Genomic DNA, 23,325 nt, shown 5'->3' on the forward strand with positions numbered 1-23,325 from the left:
ATGAGTGCACCGGCCGTCCCCGACGTCGTGACCCTGACGTCCTTCGCCGACGCCAAGGACGCCTACCGCAGCAGGGACCTGCGGCAGTCGCTCTACGACGAGGGCGAGGTCGTCATGGCGGACGTGCTGGTCAACCTGCACGGCACCGCGCACCGCGACCGCCGCCGGGCGGAGAACCGGATGTTCCGCCGCGAGGTGTTCGAGCGCTACGAGCGCGACCTGTTCCCCGAGGTCACGCGGCGGACCCTGGCCCCGTACGTCGAGGCGGGCGGGGTCGACCTGGTGCACCTGGGCCACGAGCTCATGCTCAACCTCGCGGCACTGACCGCGGGCGTCGACCGGCCGCTGGGCACCGCGGAGGAGACGGGCCGCCTGCACGCCTACATGATGCGGTTCATCGAGGGCGCCACCCTCGCGCACTCCACCGGCGACAGGGCGGCGCAGGCGGCCGCGGTCGCGCAGGCGCTGGAGGACTGGGACGCGGAGTTCCTCGCACCGTCGATCGCGCGCCGCCGGGCCCTGCCGCCGCAGGAGCAGCCGCGCGATGTGCTCTCGACGCTGCTGCAGAACCAGGACGCGCTGGACCTGCCGCCGCACGTGGTCCGCCGCGAGGTCGCGTTCTACCTGCTCGCGGGCGGGCACACCAGCGCCACGGCGTTCGTGCGGGCGATCGACCACATGCTCGGCTGGTTCGCCGCGCACCCGGAGCAGCGCGACCGCGCAGCCGATCCGCTGTTCGTGCAGCGCTGCATCCACGAGACCGTGCGGCTCAACCCGTCGAGCCCCACCGGCCGCCGCCGGGCGCTGGCGCCGGTGCGGCTGCGCTCGGGCGTCGAGATCGCGCAGGGGGCGACCGTCGTCATCGACCTGATGGCCGTCAACCGCGACACCGCCCTGTTCGGCCCCGACGCCGCGGAGTTCGACCCCGACCGCACGCTGCCGCCCGGCGTCGCGCCGTTCGGGCTGAGCTTCGCCGCCGGCATGCACGTCTGCATCGGGCAGGACCTCGCGGCGGGGGTCGTCGCGCGTCCCGACACCGACCCCGACACGCACCTGTACGGGCTGGTCACGGGCGCTGTGGGGCGGATGTTCGCCGCCGGGGTGCGGCGCGACCCGGACCGCCCGCCGCAGCGCGACGCGGCCACCGCGCGCCCGTACTGGGGCAGCTACCCGGTGCTGCTGGGGGCGGCGCGATGACCTACCGCATCTCGGTGGACCGGGAGCTCTGCATCAGCTCCGGCAAGTGCGTCGCGGACGCCCCGGACGTCTTCGACTTCGACGCCGACGACCTCGCCGAGCTCGTCCCCGGTGCCGCCCCGCCGCCCGACGCCGTGCAGCTCGACCTCGCCCGCTCCTGCCCGTCGGGGGCGCTGCAGGTGCACGACGCCGACACGGGCGAGCGGATCGACGTCGTCTGACGCACCCCCGCGATCCGCGCACCGCGGCCCCGCCGACGCGCGCTCGTGACGATCGCCGTCCGCTGCGCGCCTACCGGAGCCGCAGCAGGCGGGCGGCGTTGGCCGTGAGGGTCGCGCCGAGGTCGCCTGCCGGGGCGTCGTGGGCGCCGGAGTCCCAGCCCGCGAAGTTGGTGCCGAACACCAGCCGGTCGACGCCGGCGTGCGCGACGAGCAGCTCCAGCGACAGCTCGTCGTGGACGTGGGTGTCGAACCAGATCCGCCGGTACCAGTGCTCGAACCCGGCGTCGCGCAGCGCCTGCGACGCCCACGGCCGCTTCTCCACGGCCGCGGCGAACCGCCCGGACAGGAACGCCGCCGTGCCCCCGCCGTGGGAGACGCACACGTCGAGGCCGGGGTGGCGTTCGAGCACGCCGCCGAACACCAGCGCGGCCACGGCGAGCGTCTCGTCGTAGGCGAAGCCCAGCAGCAGGTCGAGGTCGAAGCGGCGCAGCCGGGCGTCGGCCGCCGGGCCGTCCGGGCCCAGCGGCGAGGGGTGCACGAACAGCGGCACGTCGAGGTCCACCAGCGCCGCGTAGAGCGGGTCGAGCGCCGGGTCGTCCAGCGTGCGGCCCGCGGGGTCGGTGTCGAGGTAGACCCCGGCCATGCCCAGGTCGCGCACGGCCCGGCGCGCCTCGGCGACGCACTGCGCGACGTCCTGCACCGGGAGCTGGGCGCACGCGAGGAGCCGGTCCGGGTGCCGGCCGACGAGCTCGGCGAGGCCGTCGTTCCAGGACCGCGCGAACGCGACGCCGTCGGCGACCGGCAGGTCCCCGAAGTAGGTCAGCGGGTTGGGGGAGAGCAGCTGCCGGGCGATCCCGGCGTCGTCCATCGCGGCCAGCCGCACGTCGACGTCCATGAACGGGCTGCCCGCGTAGCGCACGCCGTGCAGCACGTAGTCGCCGACGCGGTAGAACGGCCGCCCGTCCGGCGACGTCCCGAGCTCCGGGCCGGCGGCCCCCGCCGCCCCCTCCGAGGAGGCGAGCACGGCGTGGGCGTGGACGTCGACGGTGCCGGGGGGAGTGCCCTCAGACATGCGAGAGCTTCTCCAGCTGCTCCTCGGTGAAGGCGAGCGAGCGCGTCAGCGGGCAGGAGGCGAGGAAGCGCACCTGGTCCGAGGTCCGCAGCTTCTGCTCGGGGATCGGGGTGGTGATGTCGATCCGCTTCCCGTCCTTGATCACCTCGGCGATGGCGTCCCTGCGCTGCAGGACCCGCACGTCGGCCAGCGGGTCGCCGTCGACGACGAGGACGTCGGCGATCCGGCCCTCCTCCAGCGTGCCGACCTCGCCCTCCATCCGCATCGCGAACGCGCCGTTGCGGGTGGCGGCGACGATCGCGTCCATCGGGGAGATGTCCATGTAGTCGACGAACATCTCCAGCTCGCGGGCGTGCCACTCGCCGACCGGGGTGACCGCGAACCCGGTCTCGGACCCGGTGAGGAACGGGACGCCCGCCGCGTGGGCCTTCGCCATCTGCTTCGCCGTCACGGCGATCTCGGCGCGGAAGACCTCCAGCAGCTCCGGCGCGCTGCCGACCTTCGCCCCGTAGTCGGCGAGGTTGCCCAGCAGCGTGAAGGTGGGGCACAGCGCGCTGCCCGCCTCGAGCACGGCCTCGAGCGCCTCGTCGTCCATGTAGGACGCGTGGTAGATCAGGTCGACGCCCGCGCGGGCGGCGTCGCGGGTGCTCTCGGAGTTGCGGCAGTGCGCGACGACCTTCGTGTTGAGCTCGTGGGCGGTGTCGCAGACCAGGCGCAGCTCGTCGAAGTTCCAGACCTTGACCTCGGGCCCCTTCATCGACGGGATCAGCCCCGTGACCATGATCTTGATCCAGTCGACGCCGTACTTGATCTGCCGCCGGATCTCGTTGACCATCATGTCCCGCCCGCGCACCACGGTGGCGTAGGCGGTGGTGCCCTCGTCGGCGATCATCCGGCCTGCGGTGCCGCCGAGCATCGTCATCAGCGCCTGGCCACCGGCGCGCATCCGCGGGCCCTCCACGATCCCGGAGTCGATGGCGTCGCGGAGCTCGCAGCCGATGTTCCACAGGCAGTCGGCGTCGAGCACGCTCGTGACGCCCGCCCGCAGCACCTTGCGCGCGTTGTAGGCCGAGAGCATCGAGCTGTAGGCCTCGGTGCGGTGGTGGAACAGCTCGTCGTTGCCGGTGGGCTCGCCGAAGGTCAGGTGGGTGTGCGCGTCGATCAGCCCGGGCATGACGGTCTTCCCGGTGGCGTCGATGCGCGTCTCGCCGGGCGCGGCCTGCGCCTCGGCGGCCGCCCCGAGCGCGACGATCCGCCCCCCGCGCAGCAGCACCGCCTCGCCGGCGCGCGCCGGGGCGCCCGTGCCGTCGACGACCGTGCCGCCGCTGATCAGGATTCCGTCCGCCACGGCGCATCCCTCCGTCGGAATGTTCGTCAGCACACTGACGACTAGTCGGTCCGACGGCCAGTCTGGCACGTCCGTACGGAGGGTGCGAGAGGCTGGACGGGCCCGGAGGCGGGGCAGTAGCGTCGTTACCGTGCCAACGCCGTTCGGATTCGATCTGGGGCGACCGGCCGTGCTCGACGACGGGGGGACAGTCGTGACGACCAAGTGGGCCGTGGTCACCGGGGCCGGGAACGGCATCGGGGCCGTCATCGCCGGGCACGCGGTGAAGGAGGGGTACCGGGTCGCGGTCTGGGACGTCGACGAGGACGCCGCCCGCGCCGTGGCGCACGACCTCGGTGACGCGTGCGTGCCCGCGCGCGTGGACGTGGCCGACGAGGGGTCGGTGCGGGCCGCCGTCGACGCGCTGCCGCGGGCGCCCGCCCTGCTGGTGAACAACGCCGGCGTGGTGCGCTTCGGGCCCCTGCTGGACCTGCCCGCCGCCGACTGGCGCCACGCCGTCGACGTCAACCTGACCGGCACGTTCCTCGTCGCGCGCACGGTGGCCGCGCGGATGATCGCCGCCGGGGGCGGGTCGATCGTCAACATCGCCTCGGTGAACGGGCTCGCCGCCGCCCCGAACGCCGGCGCCTACACGGCGTCGAAGGCCGGGATCATCATGCTCACCGAGCACATGGCGCTGGAGTGGGCGCCGGGCGGCGTCCGGGTCAACGCCGTGGCCCCGGGACTGATCGACGCCGGGATGTCCGACGCGATCTACGCCGACCCCGAGGTCCGGCGGCTGCGCTCGGCCCGGGTCCCGCTGCACCGGCTCGGGTCCGCCGCGGACGTCGCCGACGCCGTGCTGTTCCTCGGCTCCGACAAGGCCGCCTACGTCACCGGCCAGACCCTCGCGGTCGACGGGGGCATCACCAAGAGCGCGCTGAACGCGATGCCGCGGCCCCGCAGCGTCGACGCGGTGGGTGTGCAGACGACGGTCGTGAGCAGCGACGACTGACCGGATGGGACGATGGCCGCATGTCCCAGGAGAGCGTGATCTCGGAGCTGCAGCGCCTCGGGATGTCCGGGTACGAGGCGAAGGCGTACGTGGCGCTGATCGCCGCGGGCACCCCGCTCAACGGCTACGAGGTCGCGAAGCGCTCGGGCGTGCCGCGCAGCACCGTCTACGAGACGCTCGGCAAGCTCGTCAGCCGGGGCGCCGCCTACGAGGTCCGCGCGGGCGAGGCCAGCGTCGGGTACATCTCGCTGCCGCCCTCGGCGCTGCTGGACCGGATGCGCCGCGAGTTCGACGCCTCGATCGACACCCTGCGCGACGCCCTGCCCCAGGTCGCGTCCCCGCCGCAGGTGCGGCTGGTGCACAACCTCACCGACCGGGCGTCGCTGCTGGCCCGGGCCGAGGACGTCGTGGCCGCGGCCCGCAACGATCTGTTCCTGTCCGGCTGGCCCGCCGAGATCGACCCGCTCAAGCCCGTGGTGCGCCGCGCGGAGTCCGAGGGCGTCGAGGTGTCGGTGGTGTCCTTCGGCGAGGACGACGACCCCGTCGGCAACACCACCGCACACCGCTTCTCCACCCCGGAGGTGGTGCTGGAGAACCTCGGCTGCCGGCTGCTGGTCGTCTCCGCCGACCGGGAGCAGGCCGTCATCGGCGGCGTGGTGAACGGTGACGCGTGGGGCGTCTACACCGACGACCCCGCGGTCGTGCTGGTCGCGGTCGAGTACGTGCGCCACGACATCGCGATGCACCTCATCGCGGAGCGGTTCGCCCCGGACGACTTCGAGAGCTTCTGGACCTCCGACCCCGCCCTGCGCCGGCTCCGCGCCGACCACGGCATCCCCGCCGCGCTGCTGCGGCGGGGCCCGGCCGGGGCGAGCGCCCCGCCGCGCCGCGGCCGCCGCAGCGGTACCTGATCGCAGCGGGACCCGATCAGGCGTTCGTCACGCCCAGTCCCAGCCCGCCGTCGATGGTCAGGACGGCGCCGGTGGCCCACTCCGCGGCGAGCAGGTACTCCACGGCCTCGGCGACCTCGTCGACGGTGCCGGGCCGGCCGAGGGCGTGCGCGGGCCCGAGGGACTCCATCCGGGCGGCCGCGGTGGCGTCGTCGAAGACCCCGGCGCGCTGGTTGATCTCGGTGAGGACGCCGCCGGGCCGCACGCAGCTCACGCGGACGCCCTGCGGGCCCAGCTCCGCGGCGAGCACGCCCGTCAGCGTCTCCAGTGCGCCCTTGGTGGCGGCGTAGGGGGACGCCCCGGGGAACGCGCGCTGGGTGTGCACCGACCCGAAGAACACCACCGCGCCGCGGCGTTCCCGCAGGTGCGGCAGCGCGAGCCCGGTGAGCAGCATGGGGCCGATCGTGTTGGACGCGAAGACGTCGTGCAGGCCCTGGTCGGTCAGCTCCTCCAGCGGGCCGCGGTACATGTTGCCCGCCGCGTGGACGACGGCGTCGATCCCGCCGCCGTGCTCCACGGCGGCGGCGACCATCGCCGCGCGGTCCGCCGCCGCGGTGACGTCGCCGACGACGCCGCGCGCACCCGCGGCGTCGGCGACCGCGGCGACCTTCCCCGCGCGCCGCCCGGACAGCGTCACCCGCGCCCCGGCCGCGGCGAGCCGGTGCACCACCGCCTCGCCGATGCCCGAGCCGCCGCCGGTGACCAGCACCGACATCCCCTCGATCGCGCGTCCCACGTCATCTCCTCCCGGTCCCGCCGAGCACGGCCTCGGCCGCGGTCCGCACCAGTTCCGCCCGGTCCCGCGGGGCCAGTGCCGCCGCCAGCGCGTCCGACTGGACCTCGACGGCGAGCGGCACCCCCGCCGGCAGGCCGGCCACGAACGCCGCCAGCGGCAGGCCGCCGTGCCCGGGCGGCACCCGCTCGTGCCGCGCCTCGTGGGCGAGGTCGGCGGGGGCCCGTCCGGGGTCGGCGACGTCGCTGAGCTGCGCGTACCCGGTCAGGGCCGGGTCGGCGGGGTCGTCGAGCCGGTCGCCCGCGCGGTGCAGGTGCAGCGGGTCCAGCAGCACGGTGACACCGGGCGCGGCCCGCGCGATCCGCTCGGCGGCGGTGCGGGTGGGCACGGCGGTGAACGCCATGCACTCCAGCGCGACGCGGGTCCGGTCGCCCAGCAGACCGGCGAGCTCGGCGAGCTTGCCGACGGTCGCGGGCTCGTCGGGGTCCTCGCTCACGGTGAGCAGGAACCGGGCGCCGAGCTCGGCGGCGGTGACGGCCAGGCGGCGCTGGGCGTCGGTCAGCGGGCCCGGGGCCAGCCGGACGACCTCGACGTCGAGCAGGTCGGCCCCGGTGCGCCGCAGCGCGTCGGCCACCCCGCGGGCCTGGGTGCGCGGGTCGGCCATCCGGACCCCGGCCAGCCCGAACCCGGCCGCGGCCGCGCACTCCACGGTGTCGCCGGGGGACAGGTCGAGCACCGTGCCGGCGGCGAGCGAGAGCACGGCTCAGCCCCGCGTCGTCCAGCGGACCGCCCGCCGGAGGACCTCGCGGTGCTCGGGCACCGCGTAGGAGGGCGGGTGGTGGCCGAGCGCGTCGTAGACGACCCGGCCGCCGCCGTGGTCGCGGGCCCAGAGCAGCGGTTGCGCCGCGTCCCCGCCGGGCTGCGGGGCCGTGAGCAGGGCGGTGACGTCGGGGGCGTAGCGCAGGTCGCCGTACACCTCGTCGACCAGGGTGAACGCGTCCAGCCCGCGGACCAGCGGGTGCTCGGCCGCGACGGACACCGTGACCTCGGGGCCCAGCGGCGGGTGCTGCGAGCGGCCCCACTCCCACGCCCCGCCGAGCGTGGCGCCCCACCCGGGCCAGTCGTCGAAGCACAGGCTGGCGGTGTGCATCCCGAGCACGCCGCCCCCGTCGGCCAGGTGCGCGTCCAGCGCCGCCCGGGCGCCCGCGGACGGGCTGGCTCCCTCGGCCGCGGCCCGCTCGCGGTAGCGCGCCGGGGTCTGCGCGCCGGTCATCGTCCAGCGCAGGGCGTTCACCACGAACAGGGCGGCCCCGGGCAGCGCGTGCAGCGCGGACTCGACGCCCGCGGTGCCGGTGTGCACCTCCACCTCGAGCCCCTCGGCCTCCAGCAGCGCGCCCAGGCACGCGGTGGTGGCCGGGAAGTCGTGGGTGAGACCGCCGGAGAGGACCACGGCACGCACCCGAGCACCCCCGTAGTGATAGAGCTGACGACTAGTGGGTGTCAGCCTACCGCGCGCCGCTCCGGCGGGTAGGCCGCCGCGAACAGCGCCATCAGCCGGGGGAACACCGGGCTGAACCGGCCCTCGCCCCACGGGAGGTCGGGTTCGTTCGACATCGCCTGGCTGATCACCCCCACGATCAGGGTGGACAGCAGGTGGATCGCCTCCTCGGAGTCGGCCGCGTCCCCGAGCTCGCCCGCCGCCACCGCCTCGCGCAGGGTCGCACGCTGGACCGCCACCATCTCCGCGCTGACGGCGAGCCCGTCCGGCGAGGGCTCGAAGCTCGGCACGGGGCGCCAGAACAGCAGCTGCGCCAGCGCCCGGTTCTCCAGCGACCACCGCCCGCTGGCGTCCAGGCCGTGGTGGAGGGCGTCGAGCCCGGACCGGCCCGTCATCGCCGTCCGCATCTCCGCGAGGTGCCGCTGCTGCCCGAGCAGGAACAGCGACTCGTAGACCGCCGCGAGCGACGGGAAGTACTTGTAGAGCGACGGCGGCGCGACGCCCAGGCGCCGGGCGACCTCCGAGAGGCTCAGGCCGTTGACGCCCTCCTCCGTCATCACCTCCTCGGCCAGCCCGAGGATCTCCTCGATCGTCTGGCGGCGGCGCACCGCGCGCCGGTCCGACGTGGGTCGTCCGCTGCTGGTCACCGTCACTCGACGGACCATAGCAGAATCGATGATTGACAGCTTTAGCTACAAGTCATAGCTTTAGCTTCACCGAGAGAGGGGGGCCACGATGGTCCGCAGGGAACGGTTCTGGCTGACCCGGGGCAGTCGCGAGGCCACGGTCGCCGCGCCACCGGACGTCGTGTACGACCTGGTCGCGGACCTGCCGCGGATGGGGGAGTGGAGCCCGGAGTGCGTGGCCGTCGAGTGGACGGGCGGGTCGACCGGTCCGGCGCCGGGCGCGACGTTCGTCGGCCACAACCGCACCGGGCCGAGGGGGCTCATCCGCTGGTCGCGTCGCGGCCGGGTGCTCGCCGCCGACCGGGGCCGCGAGTTCGCGTTCGTCACCGAGGAGGGCGGCCGGGAGTCGACCGAGTGGCGCTTCCGCCTCGAGGAGGTCGCGGGCGGCACGCGCGTCACCCAGTCCTACGACGTGCGCTGGCTCCCGGTCGGCTTCCGGATCATCGACGTGCCGCTGAACCGGTTCGGGGACCTGCAGCGGGCGATGGACCACACGCTCGGCCGGTTGGCGGCCGCGGCGGAGTCCGTTCCCGGCACGGTGGCGGGGGACGCGCGGACGGAGCAGGCGCGATGAGCACCGTCGTCCCCCCGGCCCCGACCCCGTTCCTGACCGCCCCGGGCGAGGGGGAGGCGCTGTGGTTCCTCGACGCCCTGGCCACCGTCAAGGCGCCCGCGGCGGCCACGGGCTCGGCCGTCTCGATCACGGAGTTCCACGCCCCCCGGGGCCACGGCTCACCCCTGCACCGGCACCGGGACGAGGCCGAGTGGTGGTACGTCCTCGACGGCGAGCTGGCGGTCTGGGCCGACGGGACGCTGGTCGAGGCCTCCGCCGGGGCCTTCGTCTTCGGCCCGCCCGGGGTGCCGCACACCTTCGAGGTCGTGTCCCCGCAGGCCCGGTTCCTGCTCGGCACCGCACCGGGCGGCTTCGACGGGTTCCTCCGCGCGGCGAGCGAGCCGGCGACGGCGCGCACGCTGCCGCCACCGGGTGGTGGCCCGCCCGACCCGGCCGTGCTGGCCGCGCGGGCCGCGGAGTTCGGGATCGAGATCCTGGGACCGCCCGGCATCCCGGCCTGAGGGCGCGGACGGGCCGGGGACCGTCCCCGCCCCGGCGGCGGCCGCTCGGAGCAGGCCGTGGGCCCGCGCCCGGGTGATCACCTGGGCGCGGTCGCGCGCGTCGACCTTGTGCACGACGTTGTGCAGGTGGGCCTTGACCGTGTTCACCGACAGCCCGAGCAGCTCGACGAGGTCGGCGTGCCCGCGGGCGAGGGGGCCGAGTGCGTCCGTCCCGTCGGTGGACGCCGCGGACGCCGTCACGCGTCGAACTGCTTGATGAGCTCCCGCCGCATGATCTTGCCCGTGGACGTCGCGGGCAGCGCGTCGACGAACCGGACGAGGCGCGGGCGCTTGTAGGCGGCCAGCGAGCCGCCCGCGAAGGCGATCAGCTCCTCCTCGGTGACGGCCGCGCCGGGGGCGAGGACGACGTAGGCGCAGGCCAGCTCGCCCCGGACCGGGTCGGGCACGGGGCCCGCCGCGACCTGCCCGACCGCCGGGTGGGCGGCCAGCACGCGCTCGATCTCGGCGGGGTACACGTTGTAGCCGCCGGTGATGATCATGTCCTTGCGGCGGTCGACGACGAAGACGTGGCCGGTGTCGTCCATCGTGGCGATGTCGCCGGTGTGCAGCCAGCCGTCGGGCTCGATCGTCTCGGCGGTCGCCTCCGGGTTCCCGTGGTAGCCGATCATGACGATCGGGCCGCGGACCATGAGCTCCCCGGGTTCGCCGCGCGGGGCGTCGCGGGAGGGGTCCTCGAGGTCGCTGACGCGGATCTCGATCCCCGGCAGCGACACCCCGATCGACCCGGGGACGGGCGGGGAGTGCAGCGCGTGCGTCGTGCCCAGGCCGGCGATCTCGGTCATGCCCCACAGCTCGATCAGCGGCGCCCCGGAGCGGTCCTGCCAGCGCCGGATCGTCGACAGCGGGATGGTCTGCCCGCCCACCGTGCACCGCGTGAGCGACGACAGGTCGGCCGACTCCAGTGCGGGGGAGGCGAGCATGGTGGCGTACATCGCGGGCACGCCCTCGAACAGCGTGGCGCGGTGCTCGCCGATCAGCCGCAGCGCCTGCGCGGGGTCGAAGCGCTCCATGAGCACCACGGTGCCGCCGACGAGGAACGTCCCGTTGATCACCACGTTGCCGTAGACGTGCGGTGCGGGCAGGGCCGTCACGACGACGTCGTCGCTGGTGCGGCCGTGCATCGTGGCCGTCAGCGCGCAGTTGAGCAGCACCGCCCGGTGGCTCTGCACCGCGCCCTTGGGGTGGCCGGTGGTGCCGGAGGTGTAGCCGATCGTCGACGGGGCGGCGGGGTCGACGGTGATGTCGGGGACCGGGCCGTCGCAGGCCAGCACCTCGTCGAAGGCGACGGCGCCCGCGGCCTGCCCGAACGCCACGACGGTGACCGGATCGGGCAGGTCGCGCGTCAGCTCGACCACCGCGGCGGCCTGCTCGGCGCTGGTGAACACCGCCGCCGCCCCGCAGTCGCGCAGCACGAACGCCAGCTCCTCGGGGGTGAGCATGACGTTCACCGGGTTCACGACCGCGCCCGCCCGCAGCGCCCCGTGGTAGGCCACCACCCACTCCCACCGGTTCTGCGCGTAGAGCGACACCGGCTGGCCCGCGCGCACGCCGCGGGCGGTGAGCCACGCCGCGACCCGGTCGCTCAGCGCGTCGAGCTCGGCGAAGCTCAGCGTCCGCGTCGCCGTCACCAGCGCGGGTCGCGCACCGAACCCGCGCGCCGCCGCCCGCAGGATCTCCCCGGGACCGTCCACCGTGCACCTCCACGTCAGAGCGTCGATCAGACCGCACCGCGGGCCGTCGCGGCACACCCGAACGGGCGTTGTGGCGCACGGTATCGCGCGGGGCGGCCGTGACGACGGAGCCGACGACCGCATCGGTACTGACCACCGAGCAGACCGGGCCCGGCCCACCGACACCCGCACCACGGGCTGATCGCGCAGGACCTCGCCCGGCTGACCGGGTCCGCCGCACTCAGGCCTGACGCCGCCGCCGACGGCGCCGGGCGGCGTCGGGGTCGTCGGGGCCCAGCAGGTGGCGGAACCGCTGCTGCCCGCCCTGCTTGCTGGTGCCGTAGACGGCGCCGATCTCGGTCCAGGTGCCGCCGTCGCGGCGCACCTCGGCGGCCGCGGCGATCTCCAGCGCCTCCGCCGCCTCGCGGACCTCCTTGGCCGCCGCCAGCGCCGCGACGGGGTCGACGGCGGCGTCCAGGGCGTCGAGCGCCTGTCTGATCTGCGTCGAGCGCCCGGCGGTCACGACGGGATGCTAACCCGGCCCGGGGTCAATGCTAAGTTGACCCGAGTCAACGCAGAGTTGACCTCGGCGGCGCGCGGAGAGGGGGTTCGGCCATGGCGAAGGACAAGAAGAAGAAGGACAAGAAGGGCAAGAAGAGCAAGAAGAAGTAGGGCTCCTCCTGCGCCAGCCCTGCCCCGAGCGGGCAGGGCCGGCCGGGGCTCAGCTCCGGCGCCGCACGAACTCGGCCGCCGCCGCGTCGACGACGTCCGGGTCGGACGCGCTGAGGAAGTGCTGACCGTCCTGGACGACCCGCAGCTCCGCGTCGGGGGAGCCGGTGAACATCCGGATCTCCTCCTCGGCGTTCGCCACCGAGTAGACCGAGTCCGCCGTGCCCTGCAGCCACAGCACCGGACAGCGCACGTCGCCGAGCCGGGCGTGCAGGCCGTCGCGGTCGCGGAGGTTGACCGTGGCGGTGCGGAGGCGGTGCCGCCCGGCGTCCCCGGCGTAGTTCCGCCGGTGCGCCGCGTGCCAGAACGCGCGCTCGTCGGGGGAGACGTCCTCGCCCAGCCCGGCGCCGAGGACCGCGTCGACGAACTCGTCGGGGACGACCCAGTCGTCGCCGACGGGCGCGGCGAGCGCGTCGAGGGACGGGGTGCAGAACTCGATCCCGTCCCAGCACCCGAGGTCGCGGCTGCGCGCGCTCTCGAAGTCCATGGACGTGCCCAGCGGGATGATGCCGCGGACCACGTCGGGGGCCAGCAGGGCCATCCGGGCGGCGACCCAGCCGCCCTGCGAGGTGCCCAGCACGAACGCCTCGGGGATGCCGAGCCGGTCGAGCACCTGCAGGTTCGCGATCGCGCTGTCCCAGTAGGTGAAGTGCGGGTAGGTGGAGCGGGTGCGGCCGTGGCCGTAGAGCTCGATCGCGAGCAGGTTGGCCGCCGCGGTCAGCTCGGGGTCGGCGAACTGCGGCCGGTAGAGGTCGACCGACGTGCTGAAGGAGTTGACGAGGACGAGCGTGGGCAGGGCCGGGTCGTAGGGGCGGGCGAACGCGTGGCCGACGGTCGAGCCGCCGAGGTGGGGCACGGTGACCGTCTGGACGTCGATGGCCTGGGCGTCGTTGCTCATGACTCGCCTCCGGGGTGCGCGGGCTGACGGGGTTACGGCCCGATCATCGCACCCGGGCGGTCCTGCGGTTCAGCTCTTGCGAGCGTGCCCCGCGACTCCTAATGTATGCGTATGCATCTGACGACTGCCGAGAAGAACGGCTTCGGCGACGGCCTGCTCGTCGTCAAGGAACCGACCGGGGTGGACCGGCCGGCCGGACGCGACGACGAGGTCACCGCGACCGTGTCGTCGATGCTGTCGCGGATCGAGCGCGACGGCATGGACGCGGTGCTGCACTACGCCCGCGAGCTCGACGGGTTCACCGGCGACAGCCTCGAGGTGTCGGCGGCCGAGCTCGCCCGCAGCGGCGACGCGCTGCCCGCCGCCCTGCGCGAGGCACTCGACACCGGGGCCGACCGCACCCGCCGGTTCGCGACGATGCAGCGCGAGCGGCTGCAGGACTTCGAGGCCGAGGTCGCGCCCGGCATCGTCTGCGGGCAGCGGTTCGTGCCGGTCGACGCCGTGGGCGCCTACCTGCCCGCCGGCCGCTTCCCGCTGCTGGCCGGGGCGTTCATGACCGTCGGCGTGGCGAAGGCGGCAGGCGTGCCGCACGTCGTGGCGGCCACGCCGCCGTCCTTCGAGGGACGCGCGCACCCGGCGGTGCTGTACTCCGCGCAGATCACCGGCGTCGACGCCGCGTTCGCCGTCGGCGGGGTGCAGGCGCTGGCCGCGATGGCGTTCGGGCTGCTCGACGGCCGTCCCGCCGACATGGTGGTCGGGGCGGGCAACGCCTACGTCGCCGAGGCCAAGCGGCAGCTGTTCGGCCGCGTCGGCATCGACGTCCTCGCCGGCCCGTCGGAGGTCGCGGTGATCGCCGACGACACCGCCGACCCCGCGCTCGTCGCGGCCGACCTGCTGGCCCAGGCCGAGCACGGCCCGACATCGCCCGCGAGCCTGGTCACCACCTCCGAGCGCGTCGCCCACGAGACGGTGCGCCAGGTCGAGAAGCAGCTGGCCGGCCTGGCCACCGCGGAGATCGCGGGTGCGGCCTGGCGCGACCACGGCTCCGTCTACCTGGTGCGCGACCGCGCGGCCGCCGCCGAGGTGATGAACCTGCTGGCCCCCGAGCACCTCGAGGTGCTCGCCGAGGACCTCGACTGGTGGCTCGGCGCGCTGCGCAACTACGGCTCGCTGTTCCTCGGCACCTGGTCGACGGTCGCCTACGCCGACAAGGGGATGTCCGGCACGAACCACGTGCTGCCGACCGTCCGCGGCGCCCGCTTCACCGGCGGTCTCTCGGTCGCCGGGTTCCTCAAGCAGCTGACCCACCAGCGGGCCACCCGCGAGGCGACCGCCTCGCAGGCCGGCCCGACCGTCGTCGTCTCCGACGCCGAGGGCCTCGTCGGGCACCGCGACAGCGCGCAGATCCGTCTCGACGCGGTCGCCCTGCGGAACTGACCGTGCATACGTATCTTCTCCTCCACCACCTCAGCCAGGAGCCGTGATGTCCAGATCCCGTTGGCAGGTACTCGCCGTGGCGATGTCCGCCGCCGTCCTGCTGTCCGCCTGCGGTGCGGGTTCTCGCACCGCGGAGTCGAGCGCGGCGCAGGTCGCCTGCGACCTGCCCGCGCCGCCCCAGCCGGTCACGGTGAACGTCCTCGCCTACAACTCGTCGGCGATCGACCCGTTCACCAACACCATGGTGGCCAGCTGCACCACCGACCAGATCACCGTCAACCACGAACCGATCGACTTCGCGGGCCAGGTGCAGAAGACCACCGCCACGCTCGCGGGCGACACCGGCACCTACGACATCGTCGAGACCTACGGCTTCGTCCTGCCCACGCTGGCCGCCGAGGACAAGCTCGCGCCGCTCGACGACTTCGTCGCCCAGTTCGGCGAGCAGTACGGCCTCGACGGCCTCGACCCGGCGATGCGCGAGGCGCTGTCCTACGACGGCAAGCTCTACGGGCTGCCGATGCAGGCGCAGATGTACGTCATGGCCTACCGCAAGGACGTCTTCGACGCACTCGGGCTGCAGCCCCCGACGACCTTCGCCGAGATGCGTGACGCCGCCACCGCGATCCAGCAGGCGGGGGAGATCCCGTACCCCATCGCGCTGCCGCTGCTCGCGAGCGCCGACATCTCCACGGCCTACGACGCCGCGCTCGGCTCGCTCGGCGTCGACTACGTGGACGCCGAGACCCGCACGCCGAACTTCGACGCACCGGAGGCGGTCACCGCGTTCGAGGAGCTCCGCTCGCTGGTGCCGTTCATGGACCCGCAGGTCACCACGTTCGACCAGCCGCGCGTCCAGCAGCAGATGTACAACGGCTCCGCCGCGATGGCGATCATGTTCTCCGGGCGGATGAACGACCTGTCGCAGCCGACGAACAGCCGGTTCGCCGACCAGTTCGCGTTCGCGCCGCCGCCCTCGGTCGGCGGGGGAGACGTCCTGTACAACTCCCTGTCCGTCGACGGCTGGTCGATCCCGGCCAACGCCGCCGCCGACCCCGCGCTGCTGTTCCAGATGATCGCCACCGCGGTGGGCGAGGACGCGTCCCGCGCGTCGGTGCCCGCGGCGTTCCCGGCCCGCGAGGGCATCGTGACCGCGGACAGCAGCCCGTACGCCGCCGCGGCGCTCGAGTCGATCGGCCAGGCCCCGCCGGCCGAGCCGTACCCGTGGACCTCGCGGATCGCCAACGACACCCGCACCGTGGTGGCCGACGTCATCCTGGGCAACACCCCGATCCCGGACGGCCTGGCGCAGATGCAGCAGATCGCCACCGAGATCGTCGGCGAGTACCCCCCGCAGTAGCAGCCCGCGCGGCCGCCCGGGGTCCCCGGGCGGCCGCCCCGAACGGTCAGCGAGGTGAGCAGTGCGACGGCGAGAGTTCCTGGCGTTCGTGGCCCCCAGCGTGCTGGTGATGGGCGGGCTGCTCCTGCTGCCCCTCTACCGCACGGTCGAGTGGAGCTTCGAGCGCGTCAACTACGGCGAGGACGGCGAGTTCGTCGGGCTCTCCAACTACGGTGACGCGCTCACCGACGCGCGGCTGGGCCAGGCGGTGCTGTTCACCGTCGGGCTGACCGTGGCCGTCGTGGCGGCGCTGCTCGTCGGCGGCTACCTGCTCGCCGTGATGGTCAACCGGCTCGGCCGGGCCAAGCCCTGGGTGCTCGGCATCCTGCTCATCTCCTACGTCGTGCCGCACGTCGTGGGCGCGACGATGTTCTCCTGGTTGTTCGACGCGAACTTCGGCGGCGTGGTCAACCAGCTGGTGACGATCGTGACCGGCCAGGAGGTCCTGTGGTTCACCGACCCCTGGCCGAACCGGGTGATGGTCTGGCTCAACACCATCTGGTTCATGCTGCCGTTCTCCATGCTCGTGATCATCGCCGGGCTGCAGGGCGTGTCCACGGAGATCATCGAAGCGGCGAAGATCGACGGTGCGGGGCCGTGGCGCACGCACTGGAACGTGATCATCCCGAACATCCGCGGCGTCCTCGGGTTCGTGGCGATCATCTCGATCATGGACATCCTGCGGACCTTCGACCAGCTCATCCCGCTCTCGCCGCAGGCGGTGCAGATCGGCAACGAGTCGATCATGCTCTACATCTACAACATCGCCTTCCAGGACGGCGGGCAGCAGCTCGGGCTCGGCAGCGCGGTCAACGTCCTGCTGATCCTGCTGATCGGCCTCATGCTCTTCCCCTTCATCCGCAACGTCGCCAGGGAGGCCCGGCAGGCATGAGCATCCTCGAGAAGTCCGAGAGCGCCACCCGCCCGCAGTCCGAGCCGTCCCGCCGCCCGCGCCGGTACGGGGGCACCTCGCTGCTGGTCGGCGGGCTGCTGGTGCTGATCTGCCTGGCGATGCTCAGCCCGGTCCTGTGGACCGCGGCGACGGTGACCAAGCCGACCGACGTGGCGTTCCTGAACCCGCCGCAGTTCTTCTACGAGCCGTCGCTGACCTCGTTCGTCGACCTCTGGCAGACCACGCAGTTCTACAAGTACCTGATCAACACCCTCGTCGTGGCGGTGCTGAGCACCATCGCGGCTCTGGTGATCGGCATCCCGGCGGCGTACGCGCTGTCGCGGTTCCCCGGCTGGATGAGTGCGGCGCTGCTCATCGCCGCGCTGGTGTTCCGGGCGCTGCCCCGGTTCTCCGTCGTGCTGCCGATGTACGACATCTCGCGGGCGCTGGGCGTCTACGACACGACGTTCGCCGTGGCCGCGGCGCTGGTGGCGATCAACCAGCCGTTCAGCATCTGGCTGCTGCGCAACTTCTTCGCCGAGATCCCCAAGGAGCTCGACGAGGCCGCCATGATCGACGGCTGCACCCGGTTCCAGACGCTGCGCCGCGTCATGGTGCCGCTGATGGGCCCCGGCATCCTCACCGCGGGGATCTTCATCTTCCTGTTCGCGTTCCAGGAGTACCTGACGGCCAACATCCTCACCGACGTCTCGGCCCGCACGGTCCCGGTGTTCATCGCGACCCAGCTCGGCCAGACGCTGCCGATGCTGCAGCAGGCCGGTGCCGCCGCGATGCTGCTGACGCTGCCGGTCGTCGCGTTCGCCTTCATCGCCCAGCGCTACCTGGTGGCCGGGCTGAACGCGGGGTCGGTCAAGGGGTGAGCGAGCCGCTCGTGCTCCTCGGGGGGATGGGCTGCTCGCCGGGCCTCTGGGACGGCGTGCGCGCCCGGCTCGGCGACCGGGCCGTCCTCGACGGGGTGCCGGACCGCCCCACGCTCGACGGGTGCGTCGACGCGCTGCTCGCGACGCTGCCGCCGCGGTTCGCCCTCGCCGGGCTGAGCCTCGGCGGCATCGTCGCGATGGCGCTCGTGCGGCGCGCGCCGCACCGGGTCTCCCGGCTCGCGCTGCTGTCCACCAACGCCCGGGCCCCGGTGCCGGAGCAGTACGCGGCGTGGACCGCGCAGCGCGCCGCGATCGCCGCCGGCGCCACGGCGCGGGAGCTGCAGGCCGACCTGCTGCCGGTGCTCCTGCACGATCCCTCGCACGCCGAGCGGGCTCTCGCGATGGCCGACGAGGTGGGGGAGCGGGTGCTCGACCACCAGCTCGCCGCCCAGGCCACGCGGGTCGACGAGCGCCCGGGACTGGCCCGCGTGCGGGTGCCGACGCTGGTGCTCGCCGCCCGCGAGGACCGGCTCTGCCCGCTCGGGCGGCACGAGGAGATCGCCGCGCTGGTCCCCGGCGCGGACCTGCGGGTGCTCGACGGCGTCGGGCACCTGTCCCCGCTGGAGGCGCCCGGCCGGGTGGCCGCGGCGCTCGTGGACTGGGCGTCGGGGGAGCGGCTCGTCAGGCCCGCAGCCCCCGGAACGCCTCCATGAGCACGTGGGCGAGGTTGTGCACCACCACCTGCGCGCCGGCGCCGAACGCCGCGGCGGTGTCGCCGGTGGCGAGGTCGCACCGGATCGCCGACGCCGCGGCCGGGTCGGCGCGCACCGCGGCCAGCAGCTCGGCCACGGTGGGGTCGTCGGCGGAGCGGACGGCGCCGAGGTCGGCGGTCCCGACGAGGTAGCCGTCGATCCCGTCGACGGCGAGGACGGCGCCGGCGTCGCGGATCGCCGCGGGGGACTCCAGCATCGCGATGACCAGCGTGCGCTCCTCGGCGGTGGCGCGGTGCTCCGCCGCGGTGACGGTGCCGAAGCGGCCCGCGCGCGGGTAGGTGGCGAACCCGCGGACGCCGCGCGGCGGGTAGCGCAGCGCGCGCACCAGCGCCTCGGCGTCGGCGACGGAGTCGACGTGCGGCGCGACGATCCCCTGCGCGCCCTGGTCGAGCGCGCGCTGCGCCAGGACGTGCTCGCCCTCGCCGGGCCGCACCAGCACGGGCATCCCGTGGGCATCGGCCAGCGCGAGGTGGTGGCGCAGGGCGAGGACGTCGGCGGGCCCGTGCTCGCAGTCGATCAGCACGAAGTCCAGCCCCGCCACGGCCAGCATCTCGACGACGTCCTCGCACGGCATCCGCACCAGTGCGCCGGACACCCGCTCGCCCGCCAGCAGCCGGACCCGCAGGGACGACCTCGCGAGCCCGCTCACGCGACCATCCCGCCGGACAGGTCGAGGTCGGCGCCGGTGAGCCCGGGCATCCCCAGCACCGCGACGACCGCCCGGCCGACCTCGTCGGCGGTGACCATCCGGCCCAGCGCCGCCCGCCCGACGAACGCCGCGCGGGCGACGTCGGTGGTGGTGCCGGTGCGCTCGGCCTCCAGCCGGAAGTTGCGGTCCATCCGCTCGCCCTCGACGGGCCCTGGCGACACCGCGTTCACGCGCACCCCGGCCTCCCCGACCTCGAAGGCCAGCGTGGACGTCAGCCCGAGCACCGCCATCTTCGACGCGCAGTACGGCGTGCGGCGGGTCAGCGGCCGCTTGCCCGACACCGACGCGATGTTGACGACGTCGCCCGCGCCGCGCGCGACCATGGCCGGGAGGAACGCGCGGCACACGAGGTACACGCCGCGGACGTTGACCGCGAACACCTCGTCCCACTCGTGCGGCGCGATCTCGGTGAGCGGCGCGACCGGCCCGGCGACGCCGGCGTTGTTGACCAGCACCGAGACCTCCTCGTCGGCCAGCCGGGCGGCCAGCGCGTCGACCGCGTCCGGGTCGGCGACGTCGCAGACCTCGGCGCGGGCGGCGGCGCCCAGGCGCTCCGCGGTGGCCGCCAGCGGCGCGGCCCGGCGGCCGACCAGCACGACGCGCGCGCCGTCGGCCACCAGGTGCGCGGCGATCGCCGCGCCGAGCCCGTTGCCGCCGCCGGTGACCAGCGCGGTGCGCCCGGCGGCGCTCACGCGCGCCGCCGGACCGTCGGACGTCGCTCCACTGTGTCCTCCCGATGCCGGTTAACATACGTATGCTGGTCAGTGAAGCCGGGCCGTGCGGCTACTGTCAAGGCGGACATCGGAGGGGCGGATGATCACCAGTCGGGACGTCGCGAGGCTCGCGGGGGTCTCCCAGCCGACGGTCTCGCGCGCGCTGCGCGACGACCCGAAGGTCTCCGAGGCGACCAAGCGGCGGGTGCGCGAGGCCGCCGAGGCGCTCGGCTACGCGCCCAGCGCGATCGGCCGGGCGCTGTCGGTGGGCCGGTCCACCCGCGTCGGGCTGGTCGTCACCGACCTGGACAACCAGTTCTACGCCCACGTCATCGCCCCCCTGCACGAGGAGCTGGAGCGCCTCGGCCACGAGCTGGTGCTGATCACCGAGTCCTCGGACAGCGGGCCGGTCGCCGAGCGCGTGCTGGCGCACGGACTGTGCGGGGTGGTGCTGGCGACGACCACCGTCGACTCGATCCTGCCTGCCCGGCTGCGCGACCGCGGCGTGCCGTTCGTCTACTTCAACCGGACCGCGCCGAGCGTGGCGGCCGACTCGGTGACCGTCGATCCCGAGCGGGGGGTGCGCGAGCTGCTCGCCGACGTCCTGCGCCGGGGGCACCGCCGGATCGGGGCGGTGTTCGGGCCCCGCAACACCAGCACCGGCGAGCAGCGCGAGCAGGTGGTGCGGGCCGTCCTCGACGAGCACGGGATCGGCCTGGCCCACCGCGACGTGCTGCACGGCCCGTTCGACTTCCGCACCGGCCACGACGGGCTGCGGGCCCTCCTCGGCCGGGAGGACCCGCCCACGCTGGTGCTGTGCGGCAACGACGTCGTCGCGCTCGGGGCGCTGAACGCGGCGCGGGAGCTGGGCGCCGCCGTGCCCGGCGACGTCTCGATCGCGGGCTTCGACGACCTGCCCACCTCGGCGTGGGCGCTGGTCCGCCTGAGCACGGTGGCCTACGACCTGGACGGGATGTCGCGCGAGGCGGCCCGCCTGCTGGTCGGCCGGGTCGAGCGGCCCGACGCCGACCCGGTGCACGCGGTGTACCCGACGCGCTACGTCGCCCGCGACACGGTCGGGGAGCCCCGCGGCTGACCTCACGCCCTTGTCGGCATCGATGCATACGCATACACTGAACCTCGCCAGATCAGCGAGGAGAGGACCAGCGATGCCGCTCGACCCGGTCGCGTACCTGCCGTACACGGACCCCGACGACTTCATCCGGGAGGTGACCGACCGGATCTGGGTGCAGCGCGACATCTCCTACATCGTCGACAACTACGAGCCGGACTCGATCGTCCACGGCGGGCTGGGCACGGTCATCGGGCGCGACGGCGTCATCGAGGGCAGCCTCATGCGGATCGCGGGCACCCCGCAGCACGTCGGGCAGGCCGAGGACGTGGTGTGGGAGGCCCGGGGCGACGACGCCTTCCTCAGCTCGCACCTGGTGTTCTCCAGCGACGAGCACGTGATCGACGGCCGGCGCCGGCGCATCCGCAAGCGCACGGTCGCCAACTGCCTCTACCGGCGCGGCCGCATGGTCGAGGAGTGGGTCGTCCGCGACGAGCTCGCCGACGTCCTGCAGCGCGGGCTCGACCCCGACGAGGTCGCCCGCGGCCAGCTCTTCCGCGGCTACTCCGGGTCGATGACGCAGACCCCGCCGGCCGACGTCCTCGCCGCGGGCGACAGCGGCCCGCGCCCCGACGACCACCGCGCCGAGTGCGAGACGGTGCTCGAGTTCCTCGACGAGGTGTGGAACCAGCGCCGGCTGCACAAGGTGCCGGAGTACATGGAGCGGGACCTGTTCCTGCACACCGTGGGCGACACCACCGTCGTGCGCCCGGACGGCTACCAGCGCGACCTGCTCTCGCTCGTCGCCCCGTTCCCGGACGCGCGGTTCGTCGTGCGCGACGTCCAGACCCACACCGACGAGCGCTACGCCGGCCTGCGGATCGCCGTGATGTGGGTGCTGCACGGCACCTACCACGGCACGCCCGCGTTCGGCCCGCTCACCGGGCACCCGGTGGAGCTGCTGGGCGTGTCCCAGTTCCTCGTGCAGCGCGGCCGGATCGTGCGCGAGATGCGGGTCTACGACGAGATCGCCCTGCGCGCGCAGATCAACGCGACGCGCGGCGACGGCGCGTTCACCGACACCAACATCTACTAGCCAGCACCGACGAGTCAGCGGAGGACGCCGTGACCGACACGGCCACGATCGACAGCAGCACCGGGACAGTGGTCCCACCCGGCGAGATCGCCCGGCGCACCATCCGGCGCACGGACTGGGTGCCCTGCAAGGCCGCCTTCATCGACTGCCGGACCCCGGGTTCGGACCGCAAGGACAACTACTCCTTCATCGGGCCCGGGGTCACCCAGAGCGCCGACCAGTACGTCAACCTCCGCGAGCCGCACGGCTTCCAGCTCGGTGCCGCCGGCATGCCGCACGGCACGACCAACAGCCTGCACCTGCACTTCACCGCCGAGGTGTTCGTCAACTTCGACGGCGACTACCAACTGCGCTGGGGCGCCGACGGCCGGCAGGGGGAGTACCGCAGCGTCGACGGCGACGTCGTCTCGGTGCCCACGTGGATCTTCCGCGGCTTCACCAACGTCGGCGCCGACGAGGGGGTGCTGCTCACCGTCCTGGGCGGCGACGACACCGGCGGCATCATCTGGGGCCCGTCGGTGCTGCGCGAGGCGGCCGGCCACGGCCTGCACCTCACGGCCGACAACCGGCTGGTCGACACCGTGCGCGGGGAGACCGTGCCCGACGGCGTCGCGCTCGTCACGCCGATGCCGCAGGCCGAGATCGACCGGCTCGACCCGGTCGGTCCCGAGCAGTTCCGCGCCCGCGTCACGCACGCCGCGGACCGGGTGTGGATCGCCGAGCCGTTCCTGTGCTCCACGCTCCCCGGCGGCGGCGCCGAGCTCAGCCTGGTGATCGGCTACGGGATGAGCGAGGACCGGCGCGCGGCGCCGCGGCTGCACGACCCGCACGGGTTCGACCTCGCCTGGCTGCGCGCGTCCGTCGGGCAGGGCGTGCTCACCCACCGCCACCCCGGCACGCAGGTGCTCACGGCCAAGGCCGGGCGCTGGGCGGTGCGGCTCAACACCGGGGCCGACGAGCGGACCGTCGAGCTGGGGCCGCTCGACACCCTGTCGGTGCCCGCGGGGGCGTGGCGCTCGGTCACGCTGCTCGACGCCGCGCCGGGCCGCGCCGCCGACGCCGGCCTCGGCGAGCTGCTGGTCGTCAACGGCGGGGACGGGCGCACGGAGCTGGAGTGGGCGCCCGACGTCGTCGCGGCGGCCCGGGCCGCCGGGCGCGTGCTCGACGCGAACGGCTACGTCGCCCCGGCCGAGGTGCTGGTGACGGCCACGGACGACGACTGA

At 74.2% G+C, this 23,325-nt stretch carries 25 protein-coding genes; 14 read left to right on the plus strand and 11 right to left on the minus strand.

Annotated elements, in window-relative coordinates:
* Both H6H00_RS20660 and H6H00_RS20665 read left to right on the plus strand, forming a co-directional pair.
* On the plus strand, positions 1-1,197 hold the full coding sequence (locus H6H00_RS20660) for a cytochrome P450 (protein ID WP_185717387.1): 1,197 nt from the start codon (positions 1-3) through the stop codon (positions 1,195-1,197).
* Positions 1,194-1,418: a ferredoxin gene (locus tag H6H00_RS20665; protein ID WP_185717388.1), complete on the plus strand. Its 225-nt coding sequence runs from the start codon at positions 1,194-1,196 to the stop codon at positions 1,416-1,418. The genes H6H00_RS20660 and H6H00_RS20665 overlap by 4 nt, the downstream gene beginning before the upstream one ends.
* A 70-nt stretch (positions 1,419-1,488) precedes the next feature.
* Here the strand turns inward: H6H00_RS20665 and H6H00_RS20670 are convergent, their stop codons facing one another.
* A complete protein-coding gene (locus tag H6H00_RS20670) occupies positions 1,489-2,490 on the minus strand; it encodes an amidohydrolase family protein (RefSeq protein WP_185717389.1) in 1,002 nt (333 codons plus the stop codon).
* Entirely contained in the window at positions 2,483-3,838 is a 1,356-nt protein-coding gene (locus H6H00_RS20675; RefSeq protein WP_185717390.1) for a metal-dependent hydrolase family protein, read from the minus strand. The genes H6H00_RS20670 and H6H00_RS20675 overlap by 8 nt, the downstream gene beginning before the upstream one ends.
* Before the next feature lie 193 nt (positions 3,839-4,031).
* On the opposite strand from H6H00_RS20675, the gene H6H00_RS20680 reads away from it, so the two are divergent.
* Both H6H00_RS20680 and H6H00_RS20685 read left to right on the plus strand, forming a co-directional pair.
* Positions 4,032-4,832: an SDR family NAD(P)-dependent oxidoreductase gene (locus H6H00_RS20680; RefSeq protein ID WP_255425280.1), complete on the plus strand. Its 801-nt coding sequence runs from the start codon at positions 4,032-4,034 to the stop codon at positions 4,830-4,832.
* Between the two features lie 20 nt (positions 4,833-4,852).
* Entirely contained in the window at positions 4,853-5,743 is an 891-nt protein-coding gene (locus tag H6H00_RS20685) for a TrmB family transcriptional regulator (protein WP_185717391.1), read from the plus strand.
* Between the two features lie 16 nt (positions 5,744-5,759).
* On the opposite strand, the gene H6H00_RS20690 is transcribed toward H6H00_RS20685, so the two are convergent.
* Genes H6H00_RS20690 through H6H00_RS20705 form a run of 4 tightly spaced genes read right to left on the minus strand, consistent with a single transcriptional unit; the run spans position 5,760 to position 8,666 of the window.
* On the minus strand, positions 5,760-6,518 hold the full coding sequence (locus tag H6H00_RS20690) for an SDR family NAD(P)-dependent oxidoreductase (protein ID WP_255425281.1): 759 nt from the start codon (positions 6,516-6,518) through the stop codon (positions 5,760-5,762).
* A 1-nt stretch (position 6,519) separates the two neighbouring features.
* Positions 6,520-7,275 carry a TIM barrel protein gene (locus H6H00_RS20695; protein ID WP_185717392.1) on the minus strand — a complete coding sequence of 252 codons (756 nt, stop codon included), beginning with the start codon at positions 7,273-7,275 and terminating at the stop codon, positions 6,520-6,522.
* 3 nt (positions 7,276-7,278) lie between these two features.
* Positions 7,279-7,974 carry a ThuA domain-containing protein gene (locus H6H00_RS20700; RefSeq protein ID WP_185717393.1) on the minus strand — a complete coding sequence of 232 codons (696 nt, stop codon included), beginning with the start codon at positions 7,972-7,974 and terminating at the stop codon, positions 7,279-7,281.
* A gap of 41 nt (positions 7,975-8,015) precedes the next feature.
* Positions 8,016-8,666 (minus strand): TetR/AcrR family transcriptional regulator, encoded by a 651-nt coding sequence (locus H6H00_RS20705; protein ID WP_221775609.1) that lies wholly within the window; start codon positions 8,664-8,666, stop codon positions 8,016-8,018.
* An 82-nt stretch (positions 8,667-8,748) separates the two neighbouring features.
* On the opposite strand from H6H00_RS20705, the gene H6H00_RS20710 reads away from it, so the two are divergent.
* Positions 8,749-9,273 carry an SRPBCC family protein gene (locus tag H6H00_RS20710; RefSeq protein ID WP_185717395.1) on the plus strand — a complete coding sequence of 175 codons (525 nt, stop codon included), beginning with the start codon at positions 8,749-8,751 and terminating at the stop codon, positions 9,271-9,273.
* Positions 9,270-9,773: a quercetin 2,3-dioxygenase gene (locus H6H00_RS20715; RefSeq protein WP_185717396.1), complete on the plus strand. Its 504-nt coding sequence runs from the start codon at positions 9,270-9,272 to the stop codon at positions 9,771-9,773. The genes H6H00_RS20710 and H6H00_RS20715 overlap by 4 nt, the downstream gene beginning before the upstream one ends.
* A gap of 236 nt (positions 9,774-10,009) precedes the next feature.
* Here the strand turns inward: H6H00_RS20715 and H6H00_RS20720 are convergent, their stop codons facing one another.
* The 3 genes from H6H00_RS20720 to H6H00_RS20730 form a co-directional block, all read right to left on the minus strand.
* A complete protein-coding gene (locus tag H6H00_RS20720; protein ID WP_185717397.1) occupies positions 10,010-11,524 on the minus strand; it encodes a class I adenylate-forming enzyme family protein in 1,515 nt (504 codons plus the stop codon).
* A gap of 220 nt (positions 11,525-11,744) precedes the next feature.
* A complete protein-coding gene (locus H6H00_RS20725; RefSeq protein ID WP_185717398.1) occupies positions 11,745-12,026 on the minus strand; it encodes a hypothetical protein in 282 nt (93 codons plus the stop codon).
* A 198-nt stretch (positions 12,027-12,224) separates the two neighbouring features.
* Entirely contained in the window at positions 12,225-13,130 is a 906-nt protein-coding gene (locus tag H6H00_RS20730; RefSeq protein WP_185717399.1) for an alpha/beta fold hydrolase, read from the minus strand.
* A 111-nt stretch (positions 13,131-13,241) separates the two neighbouring features.
* Here H6H00_RS20730 and hisD point away from each other — a divergent pair, with 111 nt between their 5' ends.
* The 5 genes from hisD (at position 13,242) to H6H00_RS20755 (ending at position 18,452) form a co-directional block, all read left to right on the plus strand.
* On the plus strand, positions 13,242-14,567 hold the full coding sequence (hisD, locus tag H6H00_RS20735) for a histidinol dehydrogenase (RefSeq protein ID WP_185717400.1): 1,326 nt from the start codon (positions 13,242-13,244) through the stop codon (positions 14,565-14,567).
* A 46-nt stretch (positions 14,568-14,613) separates the two neighbouring features.
* Positions 14,614-15,927, plus strand: coding sequence for an ABC transporter substrate-binding protein (locus tag H6H00_RS20740; RefSeq protein WP_185717401.1), 1,314 nt, complete (start codon positions 14,614-14,616; stop codon positions 15,925-15,927).
* A gap of 61 nt (positions 15,928-15,988) precedes the next feature.
* The gene (locus H6H00_RS20745; protein WP_185717402.1) at positions 15,989-16,858 is read left to right on the plus strand and encodes a carbohydrate ABC transporter permease; all 870 of its coding nucleotides are present in this window, start codon (positions 15,989-15,991) and stop codon (positions 16,856-16,858) included.
* A complete protein-coding gene (locus H6H00_RS20750; protein ID WP_185717403.1) occupies positions 16,855-17,739 on the plus strand; it encodes a carbohydrate ABC transporter permease in 885 nt (294 codons plus the stop codon). The genes H6H00_RS20745 and H6H00_RS20750 overlap by 4 nt, the downstream gene beginning before the upstream one ends.
* Positions 17,736-18,452 carry an alpha/beta fold hydrolase gene (locus tag H6H00_RS20755; RefSeq protein ID WP_185717404.1) on the plus strand — a complete coding sequence of 239 codons (717 nt, stop codon included), beginning with the start codon at positions 17,736-17,738 and terminating at the stop codon, positions 18,450-18,452. Before H6H00_RS20750 ends, H6H00_RS20755 begins: the two co-directional genes overlap by 4 nt.
* On the opposite strand, the gene H6H00_RS20760 is transcribed toward H6H00_RS20755, so the two are convergent.
* Positions 18,421-19,161 (minus strand): HpcH/HpaI aldolase family protein, encoded by a 741-nt coding sequence (locus tag H6H00_RS20760; RefSeq protein ID WP_221775610.1) that lies wholly within the window; start codon positions 19,159-19,161, stop codon positions 18,421-18,423. The genes H6H00_RS20755 and H6H00_RS20760 overlap by 32 nt on opposite strands.
* Positions 19,158-19,913 carry an SDR family NAD(P)-dependent oxidoreductase gene (locus tag H6H00_RS20765; RefSeq protein WP_185717405.1) on the minus strand — a complete coding sequence of 252 codons (756 nt, stop codon included), beginning with the start codon at positions 19,911-19,913 and terminating at the stop codon, positions 19,158-19,160. Before H6H00_RS20765 ends, H6H00_RS20760 begins: the two co-directional genes overlap by 4 nt.
* A gap of 121 nt (positions 19,914-20,034) precedes the next feature.
* Between H6H00_RS20765 and H6H00_RS20770 the strand changes: the two genes are divergently transcribed.
* The 3 genes from H6H00_RS20770 (at position 20,035) to H6H00_RS20780 (ending at position 23,325) form a co-directional block, all read left to right on the plus strand.
* A complete protein-coding gene (locus H6H00_RS20770) occupies positions 20,035-21,030 on the plus strand; it encodes a LacI family DNA-binding transcriptional regulator (RefSeq protein WP_185717406.1) in 996 nt (331 codons plus the stop codon).
* 73 nt (positions 21,031-21,103) lie between these two features.
* Positions 21,104-22,102: an ester cyclase gene (locus tag H6H00_RS20775; RefSeq protein WP_185717407.1), complete on the plus strand. Its 999-nt coding sequence runs from the start codon at positions 21,104-21,106 to the stop codon at positions 22,100-22,102.
* A gap of 29 nt (positions 22,103-22,131) precedes the next feature.
* A complete protein-coding gene (locus tag H6H00_RS20780) occupies positions 22,132-23,325 on the plus strand; it encodes a cupin domain-containing protein (RefSeq protein WP_255425282.1) in 1,194 nt (397 codons plus the stop codon).

Origin of the sequence: Pseudonocardia petroleophila (assembly GCF_014235185.1) — a bacterium.
Classification (GTDB): Bacteria; Actinomycetota; Actinomycetes; order Mycobacteriales; family Pseudonocardiaceae; genus Pseudonocardia; species Pseudonocardia petroleophila.